16 protein-coding genes are annotated in these 19,935 nt (G+C 61.3%); 15 read left to right on the forward strand and 1 reads right to left on the reverse strand.

Features of this window, described 5'->3' with window-relative positions; translation table 11 throughout:
* Positions 1-12: 12 nt before the first annotated feature.
* The 15 genes from HMPREF1249_RS01785 to rbr all read left to right on the forward strand — a co-directional run bounded on the left by HMPREF1249_RS01785 (position 13) and on the right by rbr (position 17,366).
* Complete coding sequence (locus HMPREF1249_RS01785) at positions 13-312, forward strand: 50S ribosomal protein L25 (RefSeq protein ID WP_008522213.1); 300 nt, start codon at positions 13-15, stop codon at positions 310-312.
* Between the two features lie 4 nt (positions 313-316).
* Positions 317-916, forward strand: a complete 600-nt coding sequence (gene pth / locus HMPREF1249_RS01790) for an aminoacyl-tRNA hydrolase (protein ID WP_008522214.1) — start codon at positions 317-319, stop codon at positions 914-916.
* Between the two features lie 43 nt (positions 917-959).
* On the forward strand, positions 960-4,031 hold the full coding sequence (locus HMPREF1249_RS01795) for a DEAD/DEAH box helicase (RefSeq protein WP_008522215.1): 3,072 nt from the start codon (positions 960-962) through the stop codon (positions 4,029-4,031).
* 25 nt (positions 4,032-4,056) lie between these two features.
* Complete coding sequence (mazG, locus tag HMPREF1249_RS01800; RefSeq protein ID WP_021775725.1) at positions 4,057-4,860, forward strand: nucleoside triphosphate pyrophosphohydrolase; 804 nt, start codon at positions 4,057-4,059, stop codon at positions 4,858-4,860.
* 66 nt (positions 4,861-4,926) lie between these two features.
* A complete protein-coding gene (locus HMPREF1249_RS01805) occupies positions 4,927-6,321 on the forward strand; it encodes a pyruvate carboxylase subunit B (RefSeq protein ID WP_008522493.1) in 1,395 nt (464 codons plus the stop codon).
* Positions 6,322-6,363: 42 nt separating this feature from the next.
* The gene (locus HMPREF1249_RS01810; RefSeq protein WP_021775706.1) at positions 6,364-7,350 is read left to right on the forward strand and encodes a PhoH family protein; all 987 of its coding nucleotides are present in this window, start codon (positions 6,364-6,366) and stop codon (positions 7,348-7,350) included.
* Positions 7,347-9,485 carry an HD family phosphohydrolase gene (locus HMPREF1249_RS01815; protein WP_008522495.1) on the forward strand — a complete coding sequence of 713 codons (2,139 nt, stop codon included), beginning with the start codon at positions 7,347-7,349 and terminating at the stop codon, positions 9,483-9,485. Before HMPREF1249_RS01810 ends, HMPREF1249_RS01815 begins: the two co-directional genes overlap by 4 nt.
* Positions 9,482-9,997 (forward strand): rRNA maturation RNase YbeY, encoded by a 516-nt coding sequence (gene ybeY / locus HMPREF1249_RS01820; protein ID WP_008522496.1) that lies wholly within the window; start codon positions 9,482-9,484, stop codon positions 9,995-9,997. The genes HMPREF1249_RS01815 and ybeY overlap by 4 nt, the downstream gene beginning before the upstream one ends.
* 3 nt (positions 9,998-10,000) lie before the next feature.
* Positions 10,001-11,269 (forward strand): hemolysin family protein, encoded by a 1,269-nt coding sequence (locus HMPREF1249_RS01825; RefSeq protein ID WP_008522497.1) that lies wholly within the window; start codon positions 10,001-10,003, stop codon positions 11,267-11,269.
* On the forward strand, positions 11,262-12,173 hold the full coding sequence (gene era / locus HMPREF1249_RS01830) for a GTPase Era (protein WP_008522222.1): 912 nt from the start codon (positions 11,262-11,264) through the stop codon (positions 12,171-12,173). The genes HMPREF1249_RS01825 and era overlap by 8 nt, the downstream gene beginning before the upstream one ends.
* 26 nt (positions 12,174-12,199) lie before the next feature.
* A complete protein-coding gene (recO, locus tag HMPREF1249_RS01835; RefSeq protein WP_008522224.1) occupies positions 12,200-12,862 on the forward strand; it encodes a DNA repair protein RecO in 663 nt (220 codons plus the stop codon).
* Positions 12,863-12,878: 16 nt separating this feature from the next.
* Positions 12,879-13,751 carry a glycine--tRNA ligase subunit alpha gene (locus HMPREF1249_RS01840; protein WP_008522226.1) on the forward strand — a complete coding sequence of 291 codons (873 nt, stop codon included), beginning with the start codon at positions 12,879-12,881 and terminating at the stop codon, positions 13,749-13,751.
* A 12-nt stretch (positions 13,752-13,763) separates the two neighbouring features.
* Complete coding sequence (gene glyS, locus HMPREF1249_RS01845) at positions 13,764-15,824, forward strand: glycine--tRNA ligase subunit beta (RefSeq protein ID WP_008522498.1); 2,061 nt, start codon at positions 13,764-13,766, stop codon at positions 15,822-15,824.
* A gap of 1 nt (position 15,825) precedes the next feature.
* Positions 15,826-16,647, forward strand: coding sequence for a pyruvate, water dikinase regulatory protein (locus HMPREF1249_RS01850; protein ID WP_008522230.1), 822 nt, complete (start codon positions 15,826-15,828; stop codon positions 16,645-16,647).
* A gap of 164 nt (positions 16,648-16,811) precedes the next feature.
* Positions 16,812-17,366, forward strand: a complete 555-nt coding sequence (gene rbr, locus HMPREF1249_RS01855; RefSeq protein ID WP_008522232.1) for a rubrerythrin — start codon at positions 16,812-16,814, stop codon at positions 17,364-17,366.
* Between the two features lie 109 nt (positions 17,367-17,475).
* Here rbr and HMPREF1249_RS01860 read toward each other — a convergent pair whose 3' ends face one another.
* Positions 17,476-19,728, reverse strand: coding sequence for a transglycosylase domain-containing protein (locus HMPREF1249_RS01860; RefSeq protein ID WP_008522499.1), 2,253 nt, complete (start codon positions 19,726-19,728; stop codon positions 17,476-17,478).
* Positions 19,729-19,935 lie beyond the last annotated feature (207 nt).

The raw sequence follows: 19,935 nt of genomic DNA on the forward strand, positions 1-19,935 counted from the left end.
GGAGGAATAGAAATGTCCGAAAACGTGAAAATCATCCTTGAGGCTCGGAACGAGACTGGCAAGGAAGTCTGCGGCCGTCTGCGCCGTCAGGGCTGCCTGCCGGTTGTGGTGTATGGCCCCGGCATGAAGGAACCGCTGCTTGCCAAGACGGACGCCAAGGCGGCTGAAGCGTATCTGGTCGGCGACTTCAAGAGCTGCCAGTATGACGTGACCCTGCCCTGCGGGACAGTGAAGACCTGCTCGATCAAGTCCGCTGCCAAGAACCACGGCACCGACCAGCTGCTTCACATCGACTTCTACTGCGCCGAGTAACGCCGTGCGGCTGATTGTCGGTCTCGGCAACCCCGGGATCGAGTACGCCCAGACGAGGCACAACGCCGGCTGGATGCTTTTAGATCGGCTGGTGGACCGGCTGAACGCCGGCGGTGGACAGGGGAAGTTCTCCGGGCAGCTCTGGGGACCTCTAAGCGTCGGCTCTGAGCGTCTTCTTCTGCTCAAGCCGCTCACCTACATGAACGCCAGCGGTCAGGCGGTGGGGGAAGTCGCTCGGTACTGGAACATCGCCCCGTCTGATATCCTCGTCTTGAGCGATGAAATTAACTTGGCTCCCGGCCGTCTTCGGTTCCGAACTTCCGGGTCGGCGGGTGGCCATAACGGGCTCAAGTCCGTGATAGCCCATCTTGGGACGGCCGAATTTGGCCGCCTTCGGATTGGTGTGGGCGGAAAGCCTCAGGGAAGTGACTTGGCAGATCACGTGCTGGGGCGCATGTCCCCGACCGATCGGGAGCTGGAAGAGCGCGCCCTTCAGGCGGCCGAGGAGTTCTGTCTCCTGTGGCTGACAGAGACGCCTTCCGAGCTGATGAATCAGGTCAACGGTTTTCGATGCGATAACGAAGACGGTCAGGTTCGGGCCTGACCGTCTTTATTTGTGCTTTGAGAAGTGATGGAGGAATAAGGACATGACGAGTCGGCTGTGCGAATTAGCCGAAGACGCGTGGCGTTTGGGTCGGGCCGTTCAGCTGCCGCTGGACGGCTTCGGCCCTGCGTGGGCTCTTTCGGGGCTGACCGGCGGTCTGGTTCTCGTGCCCCACGCGGCCGACGCCCGACGATTGAAAGGCGACTTGGCCGTTCTGGGACAGCCGGCAGCCTTCCTGCCCGAGCCGCCGCTTGACGCTCAGAACCTGCGCGGCGACGGCGTTTGGCTTGAGCGCGGCAGCGTCTGGAACAGGTGGCTGGAAGACGAAGGAATCCTGATCGTCACGCCCGGCGGGCTGTGCACTCCCATGCGCTCGCCCGACGGGGCGATGACCATCACGCTCGGCCAAGAGGTCGGACGAGATCACTTGGTGCGGTGGCTGATCGGGCAGGGGTACCGCCGCCAGTCAATGGTCTGGGAGCGGGGCGACATGGCCGTCCGCGGGGCAGTCGTGGACTTTTATGACCCGTCGGCTCAGTGGCCGGTGCGCGTCGAGTTTTTTGACGACGACGTGGAGGCCATGCGGCTGTTTGCTCCCAAGTCGCAGCGGAGTTTTGAGACGGTTTCCCAAGCGGTCGTCAACAGTGCCAGATCCCAAGTCGGTTCGGCCCGGCTTCCGGCCATTCCGGACGGCCGGCGCTGCGTCCTGCTGTCGCCGAAGGACTTGGAAAACCGCGCGTCGTCGTTCGTTTCTCTGTGGAACCAGCTCGGCCTCGGGGGTGAGCTGACGGACGAGACGTGGAACGACGTCGTTCTTGCCCTTGGGCGAAAGCCTCACGTTCGGCTCGTCAAAGAGCCGCCGGCTGACGTCGTCCTCAAGTTGAGCGAGCCGCCGTTTTTCCGCGGCGACTGGGCTCAGGCCCGGTCGTGGTGCTCGGTCATGGAGTCGTCGGGTTTTTCCATCCACGTGGCCAGCTCGTCGGTGACTCGGCCGGAAAGCCTGTGCGGGTCCGCCCAGCTGGTGGGCTCCGTCAGTCCGTCATCGGGGATTGTTGACAGCGCCCTGCACGACGTCTGGCTCAGCGACTGCGAGCTGTTTGGGGTCAGCGATTCATCTCGGGAACGGGCAGACGGCGAACTGCCCGACGAACTGCAGAACAAGCTGTCGCCGGGCCAGTGGCTCATTCATGAGCGGTACGGGGTCTGCCAGTTTTTAGAAACCGGTCGGGAAAAGTTTGGAACTCAGAGCTACGAGACGCTGGTGCTCGGCTTTGCTGACGGCAAGCGGCTGATCATCCCGTTTTCGGACCTGTACAAGCTCACCATCTGGGACGGCGACGGCGAACCGCAGGCCGACAAACTGGGCTCAAAACGCTGGTCCGGCGCCAGAGAAAAGGCCGAAGCCCAGATCGAGCAGGAAGCGCAGGAGCTTCTCACGCTCTATGCCACCCGGGCCATCACGCCCGGGCGGGCTTTTGCCCCAAACGGTGAAATGCGGAGCCTGTTCGACCAATCATTCCCTTATCGGGAGACGAGAGATCAGCTGAAAGCCATTCGGGAAATTGACTCGGACATGGAGCGCCCGTTCCCCATGGACAGGCTTCTGGTAGGCGACGTGGGGTACGGCAAAACGGAAGTGGCGCTTCGGGCGGCGGTCAAGGCGGTTGAAAACGGCCTGCAGGCGGCATTCGTCGCGCCGACGACCGTTTTGGCCCAGCAGCACTACCGAACCTGTCTGGCCCGGATCGGGGACCTGCCGATCCGAACGGCCCTGCTGAGCCGAATGGTGACGCCGGCGGGGCAAAAAAAGATACGAACTGGGCTGGCAGAAGGGACGATCGATCTAGTCGTCGGTACTCACAGCCTGTTTCGGACCGCGCTGGAATTTAAAAATCTTGGCCTGCTGATTCTGGACGAAGAGCACCGGTTCGGCGTGGCTCACAAGGAGTCGTTAAAGGCGACCCACCCGGGCGTGGACGTGCTGTCCCTGTCGGCGACGCCAATTCCCCGAAGCCTCTCCATGGCGTGGCGGGGGATCAAGGACATATCGCTGCTGACGACGCCGCCGGCGTCCCGGGGAAGGATTTACACCGTCACTGGGCCGTGGAGCGAATCGCTCGTCTCCGACGCCTTGGCCCGGGAGCTTCAGCGGGGCGGACAGGTTTACTACCTGCACAACCGGATTGAGGACATTCAGCAGGTGGCATGGCGGGTTTCCCAGCGTTTTCCCGACGCGCCGCTGGCCGTGGCCCACGGGCAGATGAACCAGCGGGAGCTGGAAGACGTCATGGAGCGGTTCTACCGCGGCGCCGTGCAGATTCTCATCTGCACGACCATCGTGGAAAGCGGCTTGGACGTGGCCCGGGCGAACACCCTGGTCGTCGATGACGTCCGTTGGCTTGGACTGGCCCAAATGCACCAAATACGCGGCCGTATCGGCCGGCGTCAGGAAGACGGGTACGCCTATTTCCTGTACCCGGGCGACGACGCGTCCCTTCCCGGCCAAACCTGGGAGCGGCTTGAAGCGCTCGGCGCGATGGAGAGCTCCGGCGGCGGCTATCGGCTCGCCCAGAGGGACTTGGAAATACGCGGAGCCGGGGAAATTCTGGGCACGAGTCAGCACGGGTTCAAGCAGAGAATCGGCTACAGCCTGTACTACAGAAAGCTCAGAGAGCGGATCGCCCAGCTCCGAGGCGAGTCACAGCCGCCGGTTGAAGTGGCAGTTTTGTTCCCGTTGGACGTCCCCGAGACCTACATGCCGTCGGTGGAGCTGAGAATCGGCCTGTACCGCCGACTGGCGGAAGGTCTGAGCGCCGAGGATCGAAACCGGCTGACGAGCGACCTGACCGACCGGTACGGCCCCCTGCCGCCTCAGGTACAAGGGTTGCTTGCTCTGGCGCTGGTGCGCCGGGAAGGCCGCCGAGCCGGGCTGGAGAGCTTGAAGGCGATGGACAGTCACTGCTGGGCAAAAACGGTTTCCGGAGTCAGCTCCGTTCCGCGCCGTTGGGTAGCTAAAGGCGGGGCGATGGCTGGTCCGGGCGGCCCGGCGGGCTTGGCCGATCTGGCCGACTGGGTGGAGCGTCGGACGACAGAGCTTGAGTCAGAGCAGAGATAACGACAAAACAGGACGGTGAACGAGAGTGGCAGAATACGGTTTCGATCGGCTGGTAAAAATCATGGAGCAGCTTCGGGCGCCCGGCGGGTGCCCATGGGACAGGAAGCAGACCTACGACACCCTGTGCGCCAACATCGTCGAGGAAGCCTATGAACTGGTTGACGCCATTCACTCCCGCCAGCGGGACGGGACCGACCATATGGTGGAGGAATGCGGAGACCTGCTCCTGCAGGTGGTGTTCATCTCGACTATCGCTTCAGAACTGGGCGATTTCTCGGTCGCTGACCCGATCAAAGCCATCTGCGACAAACTGATTCGGCGGCATCCTCATATTTTCGGCGAGAGCCGCGCCGACACGCCGGAAGAGGTCCTTGCCAAGTGGGAGTCCATCAAGGCTTCTGAGCGGGCCGCCAAGGGAAAAGCGGACGAGTCCATTCTGTCCGGAGTTCCCCGCTCTCTGCCCGCGTCGGTGAAGGCCCTTCGGATCCAGCAGAAGGCCGCGTCGGTCGGTTTCGACTGGAAGAAAGGCGACTCCAAGCCGGTGCTCGACAAAATCAAAGAGGAACTCGCAGAAGTCGAAGCGGCTCTGGGCGATCAGGAGCAGCTGACCGATGAAATCGGCGACTTGCTCTTCGCGGTGATTAACCTGGCGCGCCGTCATCACGTGGACCCAGACTCGGCTCTGGCCCGGACGAACGACAAGTTCATCCGCCGGTTCGGCTTTGTCGAAGGGCAGGTCCGAGCCGACGGACGGAAGTGGGAGGACTTCACGCTGGAAGAGCTCGACAAGTTCTGGGAGATGGCGAAAGCCGGAGAACAGCAGGTGTGATATAGTAAGGGCAATGCAAAAGACAAGCGCAGACGCCGAAAAGCGCTCATGGAGGGGTTGAAGAAGATGGACGGTCATAAAGTAGGGATAACCGAGCTGGTTCTTCGCGACGGACACCAGTCGCTGATGGCAACCCGAATGAGCACGGCAGAAATGGTGCCGGCTCTGGAAATGATGGACGAAATCGGCTATCACGCCATGGAAGTTTGGGGCGGCGCCACGTTCGACGCGGCCATGCGGTTTCTCGACGAAGATCCGTGGGAACGGCTCCGGACGATCCGCCGTCTGGTCAAGAAGACGAAGCTCCAAATGCTCCTGCGGGGACAAAACCTCGTAGGCTATCGGCACTACGCCGACGACACGTGCCGCGAGTTCGTCAAGCGCGCTGTGGGCAACGGGATCGACATCATCCGAATCTTCGACGCGCTGAACGACCTGCGGAACTTGGAAGTCACCGCCGAGCAGACCAAAAAAGAAGGAGCTCACCTGCAGCTCTGCTTCTCCTACACCACGTCGCCGGTTCACACCACCGAGGCGTTCATCGAGCTTTCCAAGTCCATGAAGGACATGGGCGCTGACTCAATCTGCATTAAAGACATGGCGGGCCTGCTGACGCCGACGGCCGCCAGAGAACTCGTTATCGGCATCAAGGCCGGCACGGGCCTTCCGGTGGAAATTCACTCTCACACGAGCTGCGGACTGGCCTACATGACGCACTACGCGTCAATTGAGGCCGGGGCCGATGTGGTGGACTGCGCCCTGTCTCCGTTCTCCGGGACGACGAGCCATCCCTGCACGGAAAGCCTCGTCGCCGCTCTGGCTGGCAGCCCGTGGGACACTGGCTTGGACCTGAAGGCTTTCATTCCGATTGCCGCGCACTTCAAGAAGGTGCGGGCCGCTCACGAGGACTTATTCGTCAAGGCCAAGGGGACGAACACCGACATTCTGGTGTCCCAGATCCCCGGCGGCATGTACTCCAACCTAGTCAACCAGCTGCGAGAGGCCAAGGCCGAAAACCGATTGAACGAAGTGCTGGAAGAAATTCCGTACGTGCGCGCCTGCATGGGCTATCCGCCGTTGGTCACGCCGTCGAGCCAGATCACCGGCACTCAGGCGACGCTCAACGTGCTGAGCGGCAAGCGGTGGAAAATGGTCCCCAAGGAAGTCAAGGCGTACTTTTTAGGGCAGTACGGCCAGCCCCCAGCGCCGATGGACGAGGAAGTGCGCCGCATGATCATCGGCGACGAAAAGCCGGTCGTCGGCCGCCCTGCCGATTCCATCGCCCCTGAGCTTGAGGCGGCCCGCCGCGAAGTGGCGCCGTGGATGACCCAGCCGGAAGACGTGCTCACGTATGTCATCTTCCCGGCGGTGGCCAAGGACTTCCTGATGAAGAAACTCGCCAAGGAGACGAAGCGGGACGTAGGGTTGGGGACACTTGAAGACGGAGCCTATCCCGTTTAACTTGGCCAAGACTGAAAGCCCGGCGCGAAGGAGGCTGAGGGCTTGAAGCAGGAAACCGAACGGGCCCTGACGGTCAGCTGTCCTCTGACGTCGGTGGCCCGGAAGATCGCCGGCCCGCGGGAAGAGTATCTCCGAGAGCTGGAGCGGCGGTACGACGCCGAACTGGTTTACCGGGACGGTGAGTTCTTTTTGACAGGCAATGACGACGAAGGGACGTCCCGCGCCCGGACGGTTCTCTCCCAGCTGATCAAGGCGGGGGAAGGCGGGGCGTCCATTACGCCGGAAATCGTTCGTTACGCGGCAGATCAGGTGGACCGAAGGGGATCGGTCGACCTGATGTCGCTGTGGCAGGAAACGGTGTGCCTGACCTACCGAGGGAAGCCTATCCGGGTAAAAACGGCGGGACAGAAGGTGTACCTTCGGGCAATGGCCGACAACACCATCACGTTCGGAATCGGCCCGGCCGGCACGGGCAAGACCTATCTGGCCGTCTGTGAGGCAGTGCGCCAGCTGAGGGAGAAAAACGTTTCCCGGATCATCCTCGTTCGCCCGGCAGTCGAGGCCGGAGAAAGCCTCGGCTTTTTGCCCGGCGACCTTCGGGAAAAGGTCGAGCCCTACTTGAGGCCGCTGTACGACGCCTTCTTTGAGCTCCTATCGCCGGAGCGTTTCTCCCGCTTGGCCGACAAAGGCGTCATTGAGATCGCTCCGTTGGCTTACATGCGCGGCCGGACCCTCAACGAGAGCTTTATCATTCTCGACGAAGCCCAGAACACAACGCCCGAACAGATGAAAATGTTCCTCACCCGCACCGGGTTCGGCTCGAGGGTCGTCGTCACCGGCGACCTGACTCAGGTCGACCTGCCGGGCGGCCGCCAATCGGGGCTGAAAGTGGTGTGCGACGTGCTGGCCGACGTGCCGGACGTCGCCTTTGTCCACCTGAGCCAGGAAGACGTGGTTCGCCACGAGATCGTTCAGCGGGTCGTCGCGGCATACGAGCGCTACGACGCCGCTCAGGAGAGCCATTCATGATCGAGTATCGTTCTCTGCGCCGCCGGATTTTGCAGGCCCTTCTGTTCTTCCGCCGGGGGCTTTTCGCGTTCTTGCCGTTCGGCATCGCCATGGGCATCGCCTTAGGGGCCGTGGCGCTTCGCTGGAGCATTATCGACGCCAAGTGGTCGTTTTCGGTCGGTCTGCCGGCCCCTGTCACGTTCTACGCCCTGACTGAAATGACCTACGACGACCCGGAAGCCACACGAAAGCTGCAGGAGCAGGTGCGTCAGAGCATTATCGGCGCTTCCGTTCAGGGGCGGATGAACACCGAGGAAGGTTTCCAGTCCGAGTATCAAACTCTGCTGAACAACCCGTCGTCCGACACCTTCCTGTCGCCCGAGCTTCGCTCCGTGATCGACGGGCTGACGCTGGACAAGCGGGAAAACCTGCTGGCGGTCGTCCGTTCAATTCGCGACGACATCAACCGCAACCAGTTCTTGACTCCGGAGCGCAAGGACGAGCTGATTTGGCAGAGAATGGAAATCCTAGAGCCGGATCCGGCTCTGGCGAACTTGGCGTTTCAGCTGCTTCTTGAGCTGACAGAAAACGACGCAATGGCCAGCCAAGCGATGACCGACCGGCTGCGCGACTTGGCCGCCAGCAGCGTGCCCACAGTTCACCGAAAGATTTTCCCCGGCGACACCATCGTTCTGCAGGGCGAGGTAGTCACCAAACAGATCGCGGCGCTTTTAAAGGCTCAGGGATACCCGGAAGGAACGCTCCCTTGGGGCAGCATCGTCATGGCGATGGTGGCGTCGTTCCTCGCCACGCTCTGGATCGGGCGCATCGCGGACCTCTCGGTGATTCACCACGGCGCTGACAGCACTCAGGGAAGCTGGGCTTTTATGCTGTCGCTGATGGCTATCACGTGGTTTACCGAGATCTTCGGCCTGCAGTTTGGGATCGTGAGCTTGGGCGTCCTGCCGATGATCGCTTTTGTGTTCCTTACCGAGCCCGACCTCGTGGCAATCCACTTGGCCCTTTCTATTTCCATTTCCGGCGCCGTAATCACCAGCGGGACGGCAAGCAGTTCGTTTGTGATGAGCGTCATTTCAGGCGCGTTCGCGTCCCTGTTCAGCCTGAACCTGTTCAAAGGGCGCTTCTCCCGGCTCCTGCTCTTTTTGCGTCTGACCGCGCTGGGCGTCTCGATCGTGGTGATGAACTCCTTCTTAGCCGTTGGGCTCAGCAGTCAAATGGACGTCAAGACCTTCGGCGTTTCGCTGATCGCCGTCTTCCTGCTCAGCACCGCTACGGTCGTCACCTTGCCGGTGGTCGAAGCGGTATTCGACGTCCTCTCGCCGCTGCGCCTGATGGAGTTGACCCACCCGAGCCACCCGCTTCTGCGGCGGCTTCAGATGGAGGCCCCCGGCACGTACCACCACACGCAGATGGTGGGCAACATCGCCGAAGCCGCGGCCGAGCGCATTGGTCTGAACCCGCTCTTGCTGCGGGCTGGGGCATCGTTCCACGATATTGGCAAGCTCCGCCGGCCCCAGTACTTCATCGAAAACCAACTTTCAGGCGTCAACGCTCACGATACCTTGACGCCCACCATGTCAGCCCTCATCATCCTGTCTCACGTGAAAGACGGGCTTGAAATGGCCGAGGAATATCACCTGCCCATGCGGCTTCGGGACTTTATCCCTGAACACCACGGCACGACCTGTTTAACGTATTTTTACAAGAAGGCTCTGAAGGACGGAGAAAACCCGCAGATTGACCAGTTCTGCTACCCGGGACCCAAGCCTCAGACCCGCGAGACGGCCCTTTTGATGCTGGCCGACTCGGTTGAGGCGTCGGCAAGAGGGGCGAGCCGGTCGATTCAGCGGCTGTCAGACCTTCAGTCCCTCATCGAGAGCGTCGTCGCGTCAAAGATTGACGCCGGCCAGCTGGACAACGTGCCGTTCACGCTGAAAGAGCTGACCGAAGTCAAGGAATCAATGCTCGAAACCCTCCGGTCAATGTACCATACCAGAGACATCAAGCCCATCGAGCCGGATCGGGGCAAAAAAGGCAGCCCAACGGAAAAAGCGGAGAAGGCCGAAAAAGCTGAAAAGACTCCGTCGGCCGGTCAGGCCGCCGAGTCGCCGAAAGAAAAGGGGCCAAACTCGTGAAAGTCAGCCTTGCGTGGGAAAAATCAGAAGCCGGCGGCCTCTTAGAAGAGTGGCTGGCGTCTCATCAGGGCGACCTGAGCTGCGTTCTCGAAGAGCTGTACCGGGAAAATTTTCCAGAAAGCAGCGGTTGGGACGAGCTTGAAATATCGCTTCAGTTCTTGGACGAAGAGGCCATGGCGGCCTTGAATGGCCAGTACCGAGGCGAGAACCGGCCCACCGACGTGCTGTCGTTCCCGCTGTGGGAGAACGACGGGCATCTGGAACTGCCGCCGGCAGGCGGCGTGCTCCCGTTGGGGGATCTGGTGTTCTGCCGTCCGGTCTTGGATGCCAACGCCGCCGCGGCCGGAACGTCCGTCCAGTCAGAACTGGCGCTTCTGCTGGCCCACGGAGCACTTCACCTCATCGCGTGGGATCATGACACCGAAGAGCGCCGGGCGGCCATGTGGGCCGTTCAGGAACGATACAGGCAACGTATTCTCGAGCGCGCAGGCGCTTGCGTTAAGGAAGGATGAGTCATGTCAGGCGACATACCCCATCAATGCGGCCTCGTGCTGGTGCTGCTCGTTTTCTCGGCCCTTTACAGCGGCGCTGAAACGGCGATCACCTCCGCCAGCCCGGCAAAACTGCTGTCAATCAAGGAAGACCACCCGTTTGTCGGCCGGTTCGTCGACTGGGTCATCAACCAGCGGCAGCAGGTTCTCACGACGATTCTCATCGCCAACAATCTGGTGAACATCGCGGCGACCACCGTCGGCGCGGTCATCGCGGCCCGGCTTGCCCCCTTCGGCGGGGCCTACTGGGCTGTGGTCGTCATGACCATGCTGATCGTCATTTTGGGCGAGGCGCTCCCCAAGAGCATTGCGCTGGTTCGGCCGGCGTCCGCTCTGCCGTTCCTGCTGCCCATCGTGCGGCTGACCTGTCTCGTGCTCATGCCCTTTGTGTGGCTCATGACGTGGATCGTCAAGCTCCTGAGCGCCGTCTTCCGGGTCAACATGACCTTGGAAAACTCGCTGGTAACTCGAGAAGAGATCGAACAGGTCGTCAAAATCGGCGAGGCTTCGGGCGTCTTGGAAGCGGACGAGCGGCGCATGATCGACGGGATCATCTCGTTTGAGGAGACCCGCGTTTCCGAAGTCATGGTTCCTCGAACCGACATGGACCTGCTGGAAGCCACCGATTCCATCGATGAGGTGGTGGAGTTCGCCGGCCAGTGCGGCCGGTCGCGGATCCCCGTCTACGAGGACACGCCGGACAACATCGTCGGCATACTGTACGTCAAGGACCTGCTGGCGCTCCTGCACAAAGGAGAAGCCGTCACGCTCGCCGCGATCATGCGCAAGCCGCTATTCGTCCCTGAGACGATGAAGCTGCAGGACCTGTTCAGCATCATGAGAAGCCAGCGGGTTCATCTGGCCATCGCCGTGGACGAGTACGGCGGAACGGCCGGACTCGTCACGCTGGAAGACATGCTTGAAGAGATCGTCGGCGAAATTCAGGACGAATACGACCAAGAGAAAACGCCGGTGGAGAAAATCGGCGACGGCAAATACCGAGTTCAGGGCACCGTGTGCTTGGAAGACTTCGGCAAAGCGGTGGAGTACCCGTTTGAGTCCGAAGAGGTCGACACGGTGGGCGGCTTTGTGCTGGACCAATTCGGCAACTTCCCCCGACAGGGAGATACCATCAGCCTTCCGGACTGGGACGTCGAAGTGACCGAACTTGAAGATCACCGAATTACCGAAGTCATCTTCACCCGCCGCCACGAGGGCTCAGACGGTGAATAAGCCGTTTAAATCCGGCGTCGCCGCGCTGGCCGGCCGGCCCAACGTGGGCAAGTCATCGCTGGTCAACCGACTGTTGGACTTCCGGCTCTCGGTCGTCACGCCCAAGCCTCAGACCACCAGAGACGCCATTCTCGGTCTGTACAACGACGAGGACTGTCAGATCGTTTTCGTCGACACGCCGGGAGTTCACGAGCCGGAGCATCGGCTGGGCGAGCGGCTCGTCGACCGGGCGCTCGAAGCGCTGGACGAGGCGGACGTCATCTTGTACGTGGTGACGATCGACGATCGGCCGTTCTGGTCCGAGAACAGGACGATCATCGGCCGCCTGAAAGAGACAAAAACGCCGGTTATTCTGTGCGTCAACAAAGTTGACCTGCCGGGTTCCCGTGAAAAAATACTGCCGGTCATCAGCCTGTTTCAGAAAGAGCTGGACATCCGGGACGCCATTCCCGTGTCGGCCAGAGACGGCACTCACCGGGAACTTTTGCTCCAGACCGTCAAATCGTACCTTCCTGAGGGGGTTCCTCTGTATCCGGACGATCAGGTGACCGACCGGCCGGAGCGCTTTCTCGCCGCGGAAATTATCCGAGGCAAGGCCATGGAGATGACCGAAGAGGAAGTCCCTCACAGCTTGGCGGTCGAAATTGACGAGTACAAGTCTCCGGACGAATACCCGGACCGGACGGATCTGCTGATCCGAGCCACAGTCTACGTTGAGCGTCCGGGGCAGCGGGCCATTCTGTTGGGCACCGGAGGCAGAATGATTCGGGCCGTCGGCTCGGCCGCGCGGAAGGAACTGGAGCGCCTCACCGGCCATAAAGTGTTTCTCGACCTGTGGGTCAAAGTCAGTCAGGACTGGCGCGACTCAGAAAGGGAACTCCGACGGCTGGGCTACGGGGAGTAATCCCCGAACTGCCGTCCCAGCGCCTGATGAAGCGCACCGGCGTCGTGCTTCGCCGGCTCGTCACGTCGGAAGGGAACGCGAGTGTTCTTCTGTTCCTGCGCTCGTCCGGCCCGCTGTGGGTCCGCCTGCCCGGCGCGTCGCGCGGCTCAGTCCGCTTCGGCGGCGCCGCCGAACCGCTCGTCTGGGGCGCGTATCAGCTCCAGCGGACGCGGACCGACGTCTACCTGCGGGAAGCGGAAGTGAAGGAAGACTTCTGGAAACTTCGCTCCATGCCAAACGCCTGCCGTCAGGCCCTTCACTGGTGCAGCCTGCTGAGCCGGAACCTGCTGCGGGGATTCCCGTACGACTCTCTGCTGCCGCTGCTTTACTGGAGCACTGCTGCCCTCGTCGGCGGCGCGCCGCCCGGCGTGGTATCCGTCCGTTTTTTGTGGCGGTGGCTTGACGACTGGGGTATGGCCCCGGAATTGGAACGGTGTTCGCTCTGCGGCGACCCGGCGGGGAAAGTCGGCTTAACCGACGCCGGCCCGGTTTGCCCGGCCTGCGGCGCTGAAACGGCGGCCGACATCGCCGGCTTCGGCGGGTACGTCAGAAGCCCGTCGGCTCAGCCGCCGGAAGAACTGGCCGGACGGGGAAACGACGCGGAAAAAATAGCTGAATGGATGGAACATTTTTTTGAACTCAATCGTTAGACGCGGGAGGACGGAAATGAACTTTCAGGAAATCATCGCAAGGCTTACGCGCTATTGGGCCCAGCAGGGCTGCGTGATTCGCCAGCCGTACGACGTCGAAGTCGGCGCCGGGACGATGAACCCGGCAACGTCTCTTCGGGTCATCGGGCCAGAGCCGTGGAAAGTGGCCTACGTCGAGCCGAGCCGGCGGCCTGCTGACGGCCGGTACGGCGAGAACCCCAACCGGCTTCAGCACTACTACCAGTATCAGGTCATCCTCAAACCAGCGCCGGAAAACGTGCAGGAACTCTACCTTGGCAGCCTGGCTGCCGTGGGAATTGACCCGATGGAGCACGACATTCGCTTTGTCGAAGACGACTGGGAAGGCGCCACAGTCGGCGCGTGGGGCCTTGGCTGGGAAGTCTGGCTCGACGGCATGGAGATCACCCAGTTCACCTACTTCCAGCAGGTCGGCGGCGTCGACATGCAGGCCGTCCCGGCGGAAATCACCTACGGCTTGGAGCGGATCGCCATGTTCGTCCAAAAAGTGGACAACGTGTACGACTTGGCGTGGAACGACTCGCTCACCTACGGCGACGTCCACCGACAGGGCGAAGTCGAGCACTCCACCTACAACTTCGAGTTTGCCGACGTGTCCATGCTGATGAACGTCTTCGGCATGTTCGAAAAGGAATGCCACAGGCTGTGCGAGCGCGGGCTCGTCCTTCCGGCGTGGGACTACGCGCTCAAGTGCTCCCACATGTTCAACCTGCTGGACGCCCGAGGCGCCATCAGCGTCACCCAGCGGGTAGGGTACATCGCGCGGATACGGTCTCTCGCGTCGTCCTGCTGTGAGGCGTACGCCGCTCAGCGCCGGGAAATGGGATATCCGTTGAAGGGCAAGTTCTAGGGGGAACCGAAGATGGCTAAAGATCTTGTTTTTGAAATCGGAACTGAGGAAATTCCCGCCCGCTTTATGACCGACGCTCTGGCTGCCCTCAAAGCCGCCGCAGCTGACGAGCTCGAAAAAGAGCGGATCCGTGTCCGCCGCGTCGACACCTACGGCACGCCCCGGCGGCTCGTCCTGTTTCTTCGGGACGTTCCTGACCGCCAGGACGACCTGTGCGAGGAGTTCAAAGGCCCGGCGTGGAAAAACTGCTTCGACGTCAACGGATACCCAACCCGCGCCGCCGAAGGCTTTGCCAAAAGCCGGGGCGTCGACGTCTCGGACCTGATTCGCAAGCCCTCCGGCAACGTCGACTACGCGTTCGCCCAGAAATCGGCTTCCGGCCTGCCGGTCGAAGAAGTCCTTCCGGCCCTGCTCACCCGGGTAGCGGGAAAGCTCGTCTTCCCTAAGAACATGTTCTGGAGCGACCCGACGGTCCGCTTTGCCCGGCCTATTCGCTGGATTCTGTGCCTGCTGGGCGACAAAGTTATTCCCGTTGAGCTCAGCGGTGTCAAGAGCGGTCGTGTGACCCGCGGACACCGCTTCATGGGCTGCAGCGCTGTCGAAGTGCCCGACGCGGCAAGCTATCTCTCCGTCCTGTACGACCAGTCGGTCATCGTCGACCAAGAGAAGCGGCGCGAAAAAATGCTCGCGGCCATCGCCTCGATCGAGCGGGAGCTCGGCGGCACAGTCGAACTGGAAGACGGCCTTGTGGAAGAGAACCTCTACTTGGTCGAGTACCCCGTGCCGTTTGCCGGAAAGTTCGACCCCAAGTACCTGCTCCTTCCGGAAGAAGTCCTCATCACCTCGATGAAAGTCAACCAGAAGTACTTCCCGGTCCGTTCCTCGTCGGGCAAGCTCATGGCCATGTTCGTCGGCGTCAGCAACAACAAGCCCGCCACCATGGACCTCATTCGGGAAGGCAACGAACGGGTCCTTCGCGCCAGGCTGGAAGACGCCGCGTTCTTCTGGCAGGAAGACCTGAAAAAGCCGCTGAGCGCCCGGCTTGATGGGCTGAAACAGGTCGTTTATCAAGAAAAACTCGGCTCGGTCTACGACAAAACCCAGTGGATGACCGGCTATGCCGTCTGGCTGGCCGATCAGCTGAACCTCGGCGCTGAAAAAACGCTCGTCCAGAGAGCCGCCCAGCTCTCCAAGACGGACCTGATCACCCAGATGGTCGGCGAGTTCCCCGAACTGCAGGGCGTCATGGGCCGGGCTTACGCCAAGGAAAACGGCGAAGACCCGCGGGTTGCCCTCGCGTTGGAAGAGCAGTACCTGCCCCGCTCAGCGGGCGACAAAGTTCCGACGGACATCGTCGGCGCGTTGGTCGGGCTGGCCGAGCGAATCTTCTCCATGGTCGGCGCCTACAAGCTCGGCTTCCGTCCGTCCGGATCTCAGGACCCGTACGGCCTGCGTCGGGCGGTTCGCTGCGTCAACGAAATCCTCTGGGCCCTGAAAATCGACCTCGACATGGGCAAAGCCCTTGACGAAGCGTGCCGCACCCTCAGCTTGGACGAAGAGGCCCAAAAGTCGCTGCGCGAATACGTCGCCAGCCGGACGTTCGGCCAGCTGAAAGAGCAGGGCTTTCCTCACGACTTAGTCGCTCTGGCCGCCGACGCGGAAGGCTCCAACCCGTGGCAGGAGCTGTGCCTGCTCAAAGCGTACAGCTCGGTGAGCGCTCAGGCGTGGTTCGCCGGCCTTCGGGAAGCCGCCGGCCGGGTGAAAAACATACTGGCCAAAGCGCCGTCCCGTCCCGAAACCGTCGACGCACAGCTGTTCAAAATCGACGCGGAAAAAGGCCTGTGGAACGCCGTTGAAACCCTTCGGGAGCCAATCGCCCAGGACGTGGCGGAGTGCCGCTGGAACGACCTGATGGAGCGTCTTGCCGGCCTTGCCCCAGCAGTCGCCGCGTTTTTCGACCAAGTCATGGTCATGGACGACGACGCGGCCGTCAGGGACAACCGGCTGGCCCTTCTCCTGCACTGCGACCGGCTGTTCAGCCTCGTGGGCGACTTGAGCCGGGCCGGTAAGTAACATGCCGCTGGTCGTCGGTCTCGTCTCGGACTCATCGGGCGAAACCGCGGAAGCCATGCTTCGGGCGGCTCTGGCCCAGTTCCCCGGCCTCGACGTCGCCGTCGTGCCGTTTCGGCAGGTTCAGACCGCCGAAAAAGTGCGGGACGCGGTTCATAAAGCGTCCGAATCGTCCGCCAAGCTCATCGTCTCCACGCTCGTAAAAGACGACGTGCGTCTGGCCCTGCTCGACGCCGCGAACGAGGCCGGCATTCCGGCCGTTCACCTGCTCCAGCCCCTCTTGGGCGCGCTCGAACAGGTCAGCGGCGCCCACCCGATTCAAAGCCCGGGAACGCTCCGCAAAGTCGACGAATCCTACTTCAGGCGGGTCAAAGCCATGGAGTACACCATCGCCTGCGACGACGGCCGTTCGCCTCAGCTGCTGCCGCAGGCCGACATCGTCCTCTTCGGAGTCTCCCGAGCCGGCAAAACGCCCCTGTCCCTGTTCTTGGCCAACAAAGGGATCTCGGTGGCCAACGTGCCCCTTTTGCCCGGCGTCGAACCGGACGAACGGGTCTGGAACGTGCCGGTCGAAAAGCGGGTCGGCCTGCTCATATCAGCCTCGCGGCTTCGGGAAATTCGATCTCAGCGGCTCGTCCTGCTGGGCCTCGATCCCCAGCGCGCCGCCTATGCGTCCTTAGAGCGAATCACCGAAGAGCTGACAAACGCCAAAGTCCTTATGGAAAAACTCAAGTGCCGCATCTATGACAGCACAGACCGGCCGGTGGAGCTTCTGGCTCAGGAAATCATGTTCGACCTCCATCTCGCCGAGCCGTCCTTCTTTTGAGCTGTGAAGTTCGGTATTTTTTCTCTGAACGAGAGGAGCTCAATCAGTCATTATTCCTAATAAAGTAATCGGCTTGGCCTATTCGAGGCGCCGTCTGAGGGGGCGGCGTGCTTTTGCGAGGGTAGACCGTTAGCCGCTGCCAATATTATTGAGGGGGAATTCCTGTGAGAGACCTGAAAGAACTGAAAGGCACCAAGACGGAACAGAACCTTCGGACCGCGTTCGCCGGCGAGAGCCAGGCACACGCCAAGTACACCTACTACGCGAGCAAGGCGCGCAAAGACGGATACGTGCAGATCGCCGAACTGTTCGAGGAAACCTCCGGCAACGAGCTGGAGCACGCCAAGATTTGGTTCAAGCTGCTTCACGAGGGCAACGAAGTGCCTGAGACCGCGACCAACCTGAGTGACGCCGCTGCCGGCGAGCACTACGAGTGGACCGACATGTACGACACCATGGCCAAGGAAGCCCGCGAAGAAGGCTTCACCCAAATCGCCGCGCTGTTCGAGGGCGTCGGCAAGATCGAAAAGGCTCACGAAGCCCGCTACCTCAAACTGCTTGAGCGCGTCAAAGACGGCATCGTCTTCTCCCGCGACCAAGACATGCTTTGGAAGTGCGGCAACTGCGGCCATCTGGTCATCGGCAAACAGGCTCCCAAGATCTGCCCGGTCTGCAAACATCCTCAGGCGTACTTCCGCGTCGAAGTCCAGAACTACTAGTTTCAGCTTCATCGAGCTCCGGCATTTGCCGGGACTCTTTTTTTACGCGATAGCATATTAAGAGGCCGGCCGCCGCTCCCTTAGGAGCGGCGGCCGGCCTCTTCAGTAATCAGTGCTTAATGCCGTACTGGCGAAGCAGTTCTTCGTACCGTTCGTCAATGCTCTTCGGCGTCTCGACCTTCGGCTTGTCAACCGTCACAGGCAGCGCTTCCGTCTGCTCGATCGTCTTCTCGTCAGCCGTCACGATCGGCTGCTGAGGCATTTGCGGCAGCGAAGTCAACAGCTCCTGATCCTGCGGCAGCAGAAGCAGCCGAGGAGCGTTGGGATCCGTCGAACTGGACAGCAGATCGCCGTCCGCCGGCCCGCGGGAAGAAGGAATCTCGTTCGCGTCCATCAACAGCGTCACCGCAGCCCCATCGCCGGCAAGAAAGCCCGTCGACCGGGACAGCCGCGCCAGCTTCAGCCCCGACGCCGCGGGACCGAACGACTTTGGCAGATTGAGAATCTTCGCCGCCTCGGTCATAAACGCCTTCCAAATCGGCAGAGCCACATGGCCGCCCGTGGCCTGACGGCCCAGAGACGTATAGTTGTCGTTGCCCGCGTAGACCACGCAGACCAAATTAGGAAGCCCGCCGCAGAACCACGCGTCGCTGTAATCGTTCGTCGTCCCCGTCTTGCCGAACGACGCCCAGCCGGGCACTCGCCCGCCGCCCGCCGTCCCGAAGAGCATCACCGTCTCAAGAAGAGAGCGGGCCATATCGGCCAGCTGGGGAGAAATCGCCTGAGTCGTCTTCGGCGTCGCCGAGTAAATCAGCTTCCCGTCGTTGGCGCGTATCTGAGAAACGAAATACGGCGTCGCCCGAACGCCCTTATTGCCCAAAGTGCCGAACGCCTCCGCCATCTCCAGCGGCGTCACAGCCGAAACGCCCAGGCCGACCGACAGAGTGGGGATCAGGTGAGGCGACGTAATGCCCAGACTGCGGGCCAAATCCACCACGCTGTTCGCGCCCACCAGACAAGTCAGCCGGACCGCCGGCGTATTGTGAGAGTGGGCCAGAGCGTTGAACAGCGTCTCCTCGCCCGCGTACTCCCGCGAAAAGTTGTGCGGCGTCCACACGCGAGGGTACTGATGGGGCAATGATATCGTGATCGGCTCGTCGAGAATATGATCGTTCGGCCGGAACCCCGCCTGCAGTGCCGCCGTATAAACGAACGCCTTAAACGCCGAACCGCACGGCCGGAACGCCTGCGTAGCCCGGTTGAACTTCGTCTTGGAAAAATCCTTCCCGCCCACCATCGCCAGAACCTCGCCGGTCCGGGGATCGAGAGCCACCAACGCGCCCTCCGGCTTCAGCTTCGCCATCGCCGCCTCGGCGGCCCGCTGCAGGTCCAAGTCCAACGTCGTGAAAATCCGCATCCCGCTCTTATACACCTGATCGGTCCCGTACGTCGGCAGAAGCTGGGAAAACAGAATGTGCGTCACAAAATACGGCGCCGCCTCGTAGTGCTGTTCCGCCGACTTCTCATGAACCGACGACAGCTTCAACGGCTCCTTCTTCGCCGCATCGGCCTCCTCCGGCGTCACCCAGCCCAGCTGGACCAGCCGGCCCAAAACGTACCCTTGCCGCACCTTCGAGCGCTCGAGGCTCTTAAACGGCGAGTACCGCTCAGGCGCAGCCACCAGACCGGCCAGCACCGACGCTTGGGACAACGTCAGCTTATCCGCCGTCGTATCGAAGTACATACGCGCCGCCGACGCAATGCCCCACGCCCCGTGGCCGAAGTAAATCGCGTTCAGGTACGTCTCCAGCAGAGAATCCTTCGTGAACAGCCGCTCCATCCGCAAGGTCAGAATAGCCTCCTTGATCTTGCGGGTCATCGTCTTCTCGGAAGAAAGGAACAGATTCCGGGCCAGCTGCTGGGTAATCGTGCTCGCTCCCTGCCCCTTCTCGCCGGTCGCCAGAGAGCGAAAAATCGCCAAAGGCCGGATCCCCTTATGAGAATAGAAATCCGAATCCTCCGCCGCCAGAATCGACATCACCATCGCCCGAGAAACGTCCTTCAGCTTCACCGGCTGCCGATCCTCGATGAACAGAGTCGTAATCAGCTTCCCGTTCCGATCGTACACCGCCGACGACTCGTTCGCCCGGTAACTCAAAATCTCATCGTCGGAAGGCAGATCCTTCGACAAGTTATAGACCAGAACGGCGCCGCCCACCGCAGCGACAGCAACTGCCAACAGCAGAAAGGACGCAAAGAAAATGAAGAAACGGGCCAGAAAACCGCGCTTCTTCGGCGGCCTCTCCTTCTTTCGCCGCTTCGGCAAATCTTGCTCGTTGTTTGTGGTATCGTGTGCGCTCATGCATTACTCCTATCACGGCAAAGATGAAAGCCGTTATAATATGCCAATATTATACCTGTCGAAAGAAGAAAATAAACTTTTTAAAAGGGACTTGTCAGACTCCGAGGAACGTGGTATATTTCCCTTTGTCGCTCGAGCAAGGCGTTCGGCGACGGCACCATGAAAAGTGAAAAGAGACGAGTTCATAAACGCTAGTGCAACTCAATC

Source organism: Jonquetella sp. BV3C21 (assembly GCF_000468895.1).
GTDB classification, from domain to species: Bacteria; Synergistota; Synergistia; order Synergistales; family Dethiosulfovibrionaceae; genus Jonquetella; species Jonquetella anthropi.

Coding starts and splice junctions, on each gene's coding strand:
- HMPREF1249_RS01850 (WP_008522230.1), top strand. CDS start 15,826: ATGCCGCTGGTCGTCGGTCTCGTCTCGGACTCATCGGGCGAAACCGCG.
- HMPREF1249_RS01795 (WP_008522215.1), top strand. CDS start 960: ATGACGAGTCGGCTGTGCGAATTAGCCGAAGACGCGTGGCGTTTGGGT.
- HMPREF1249_RS01825 (WP_008522497.1), top strand. CDS start 10,001: ATGTCAGGCGACATACCCCATCAATGCGGCCTCGTGCTGGTGCTGCTC.
- HMPREF1249_RS01815 (WP_008522495.1), top strand. CDS start 7,347: ATGATCGAGTATCGTTCTCTGCGCCGCCGGATTTTGCAGGCCCTTCTG.
- HMPREF1249_RS01785 (WP_008522213.1), top strand. CDS start 13: ATGTCCGAAAACGTGAAAATCATCCTTGAGGCTCGGAACGAGACTGGC.
- recO (WP_008522224.1), top strand. CDS start 12,200: ATGAAGCGCACCGGCGTCGTGCTTCGCCGGCTCGTCACGTCGGAAGGG.
- HMPREF1249_RS01860 (WP_008522499.1), bottom strand. CDS start 19,728: ATGAGCGCACACGATACCACAAACAACGAGCAAGATTTGCCGAAGCGG.
- HMPREF1249_RS01805 (WP_008522493.1), top strand. CDS start 4,927: ATGGACGGTCATAAAGTAGGGATAACCGAGCTGGTTCTTCGCGACGGA.
- HMPREF1249_RS01840 (WP_008522226.1), top strand. CDS start 12,879: ATGAACTTTCAGGAAATCATCGCAAGGCTTACGCGCTATTGGGCCCAG.
- glyS (WP_008522498.1), top strand. CDS start 13,764: ATGGCTAAAGATCTTGTTTTTGAAATCGGAACTGAGGAAATTCCCGCC.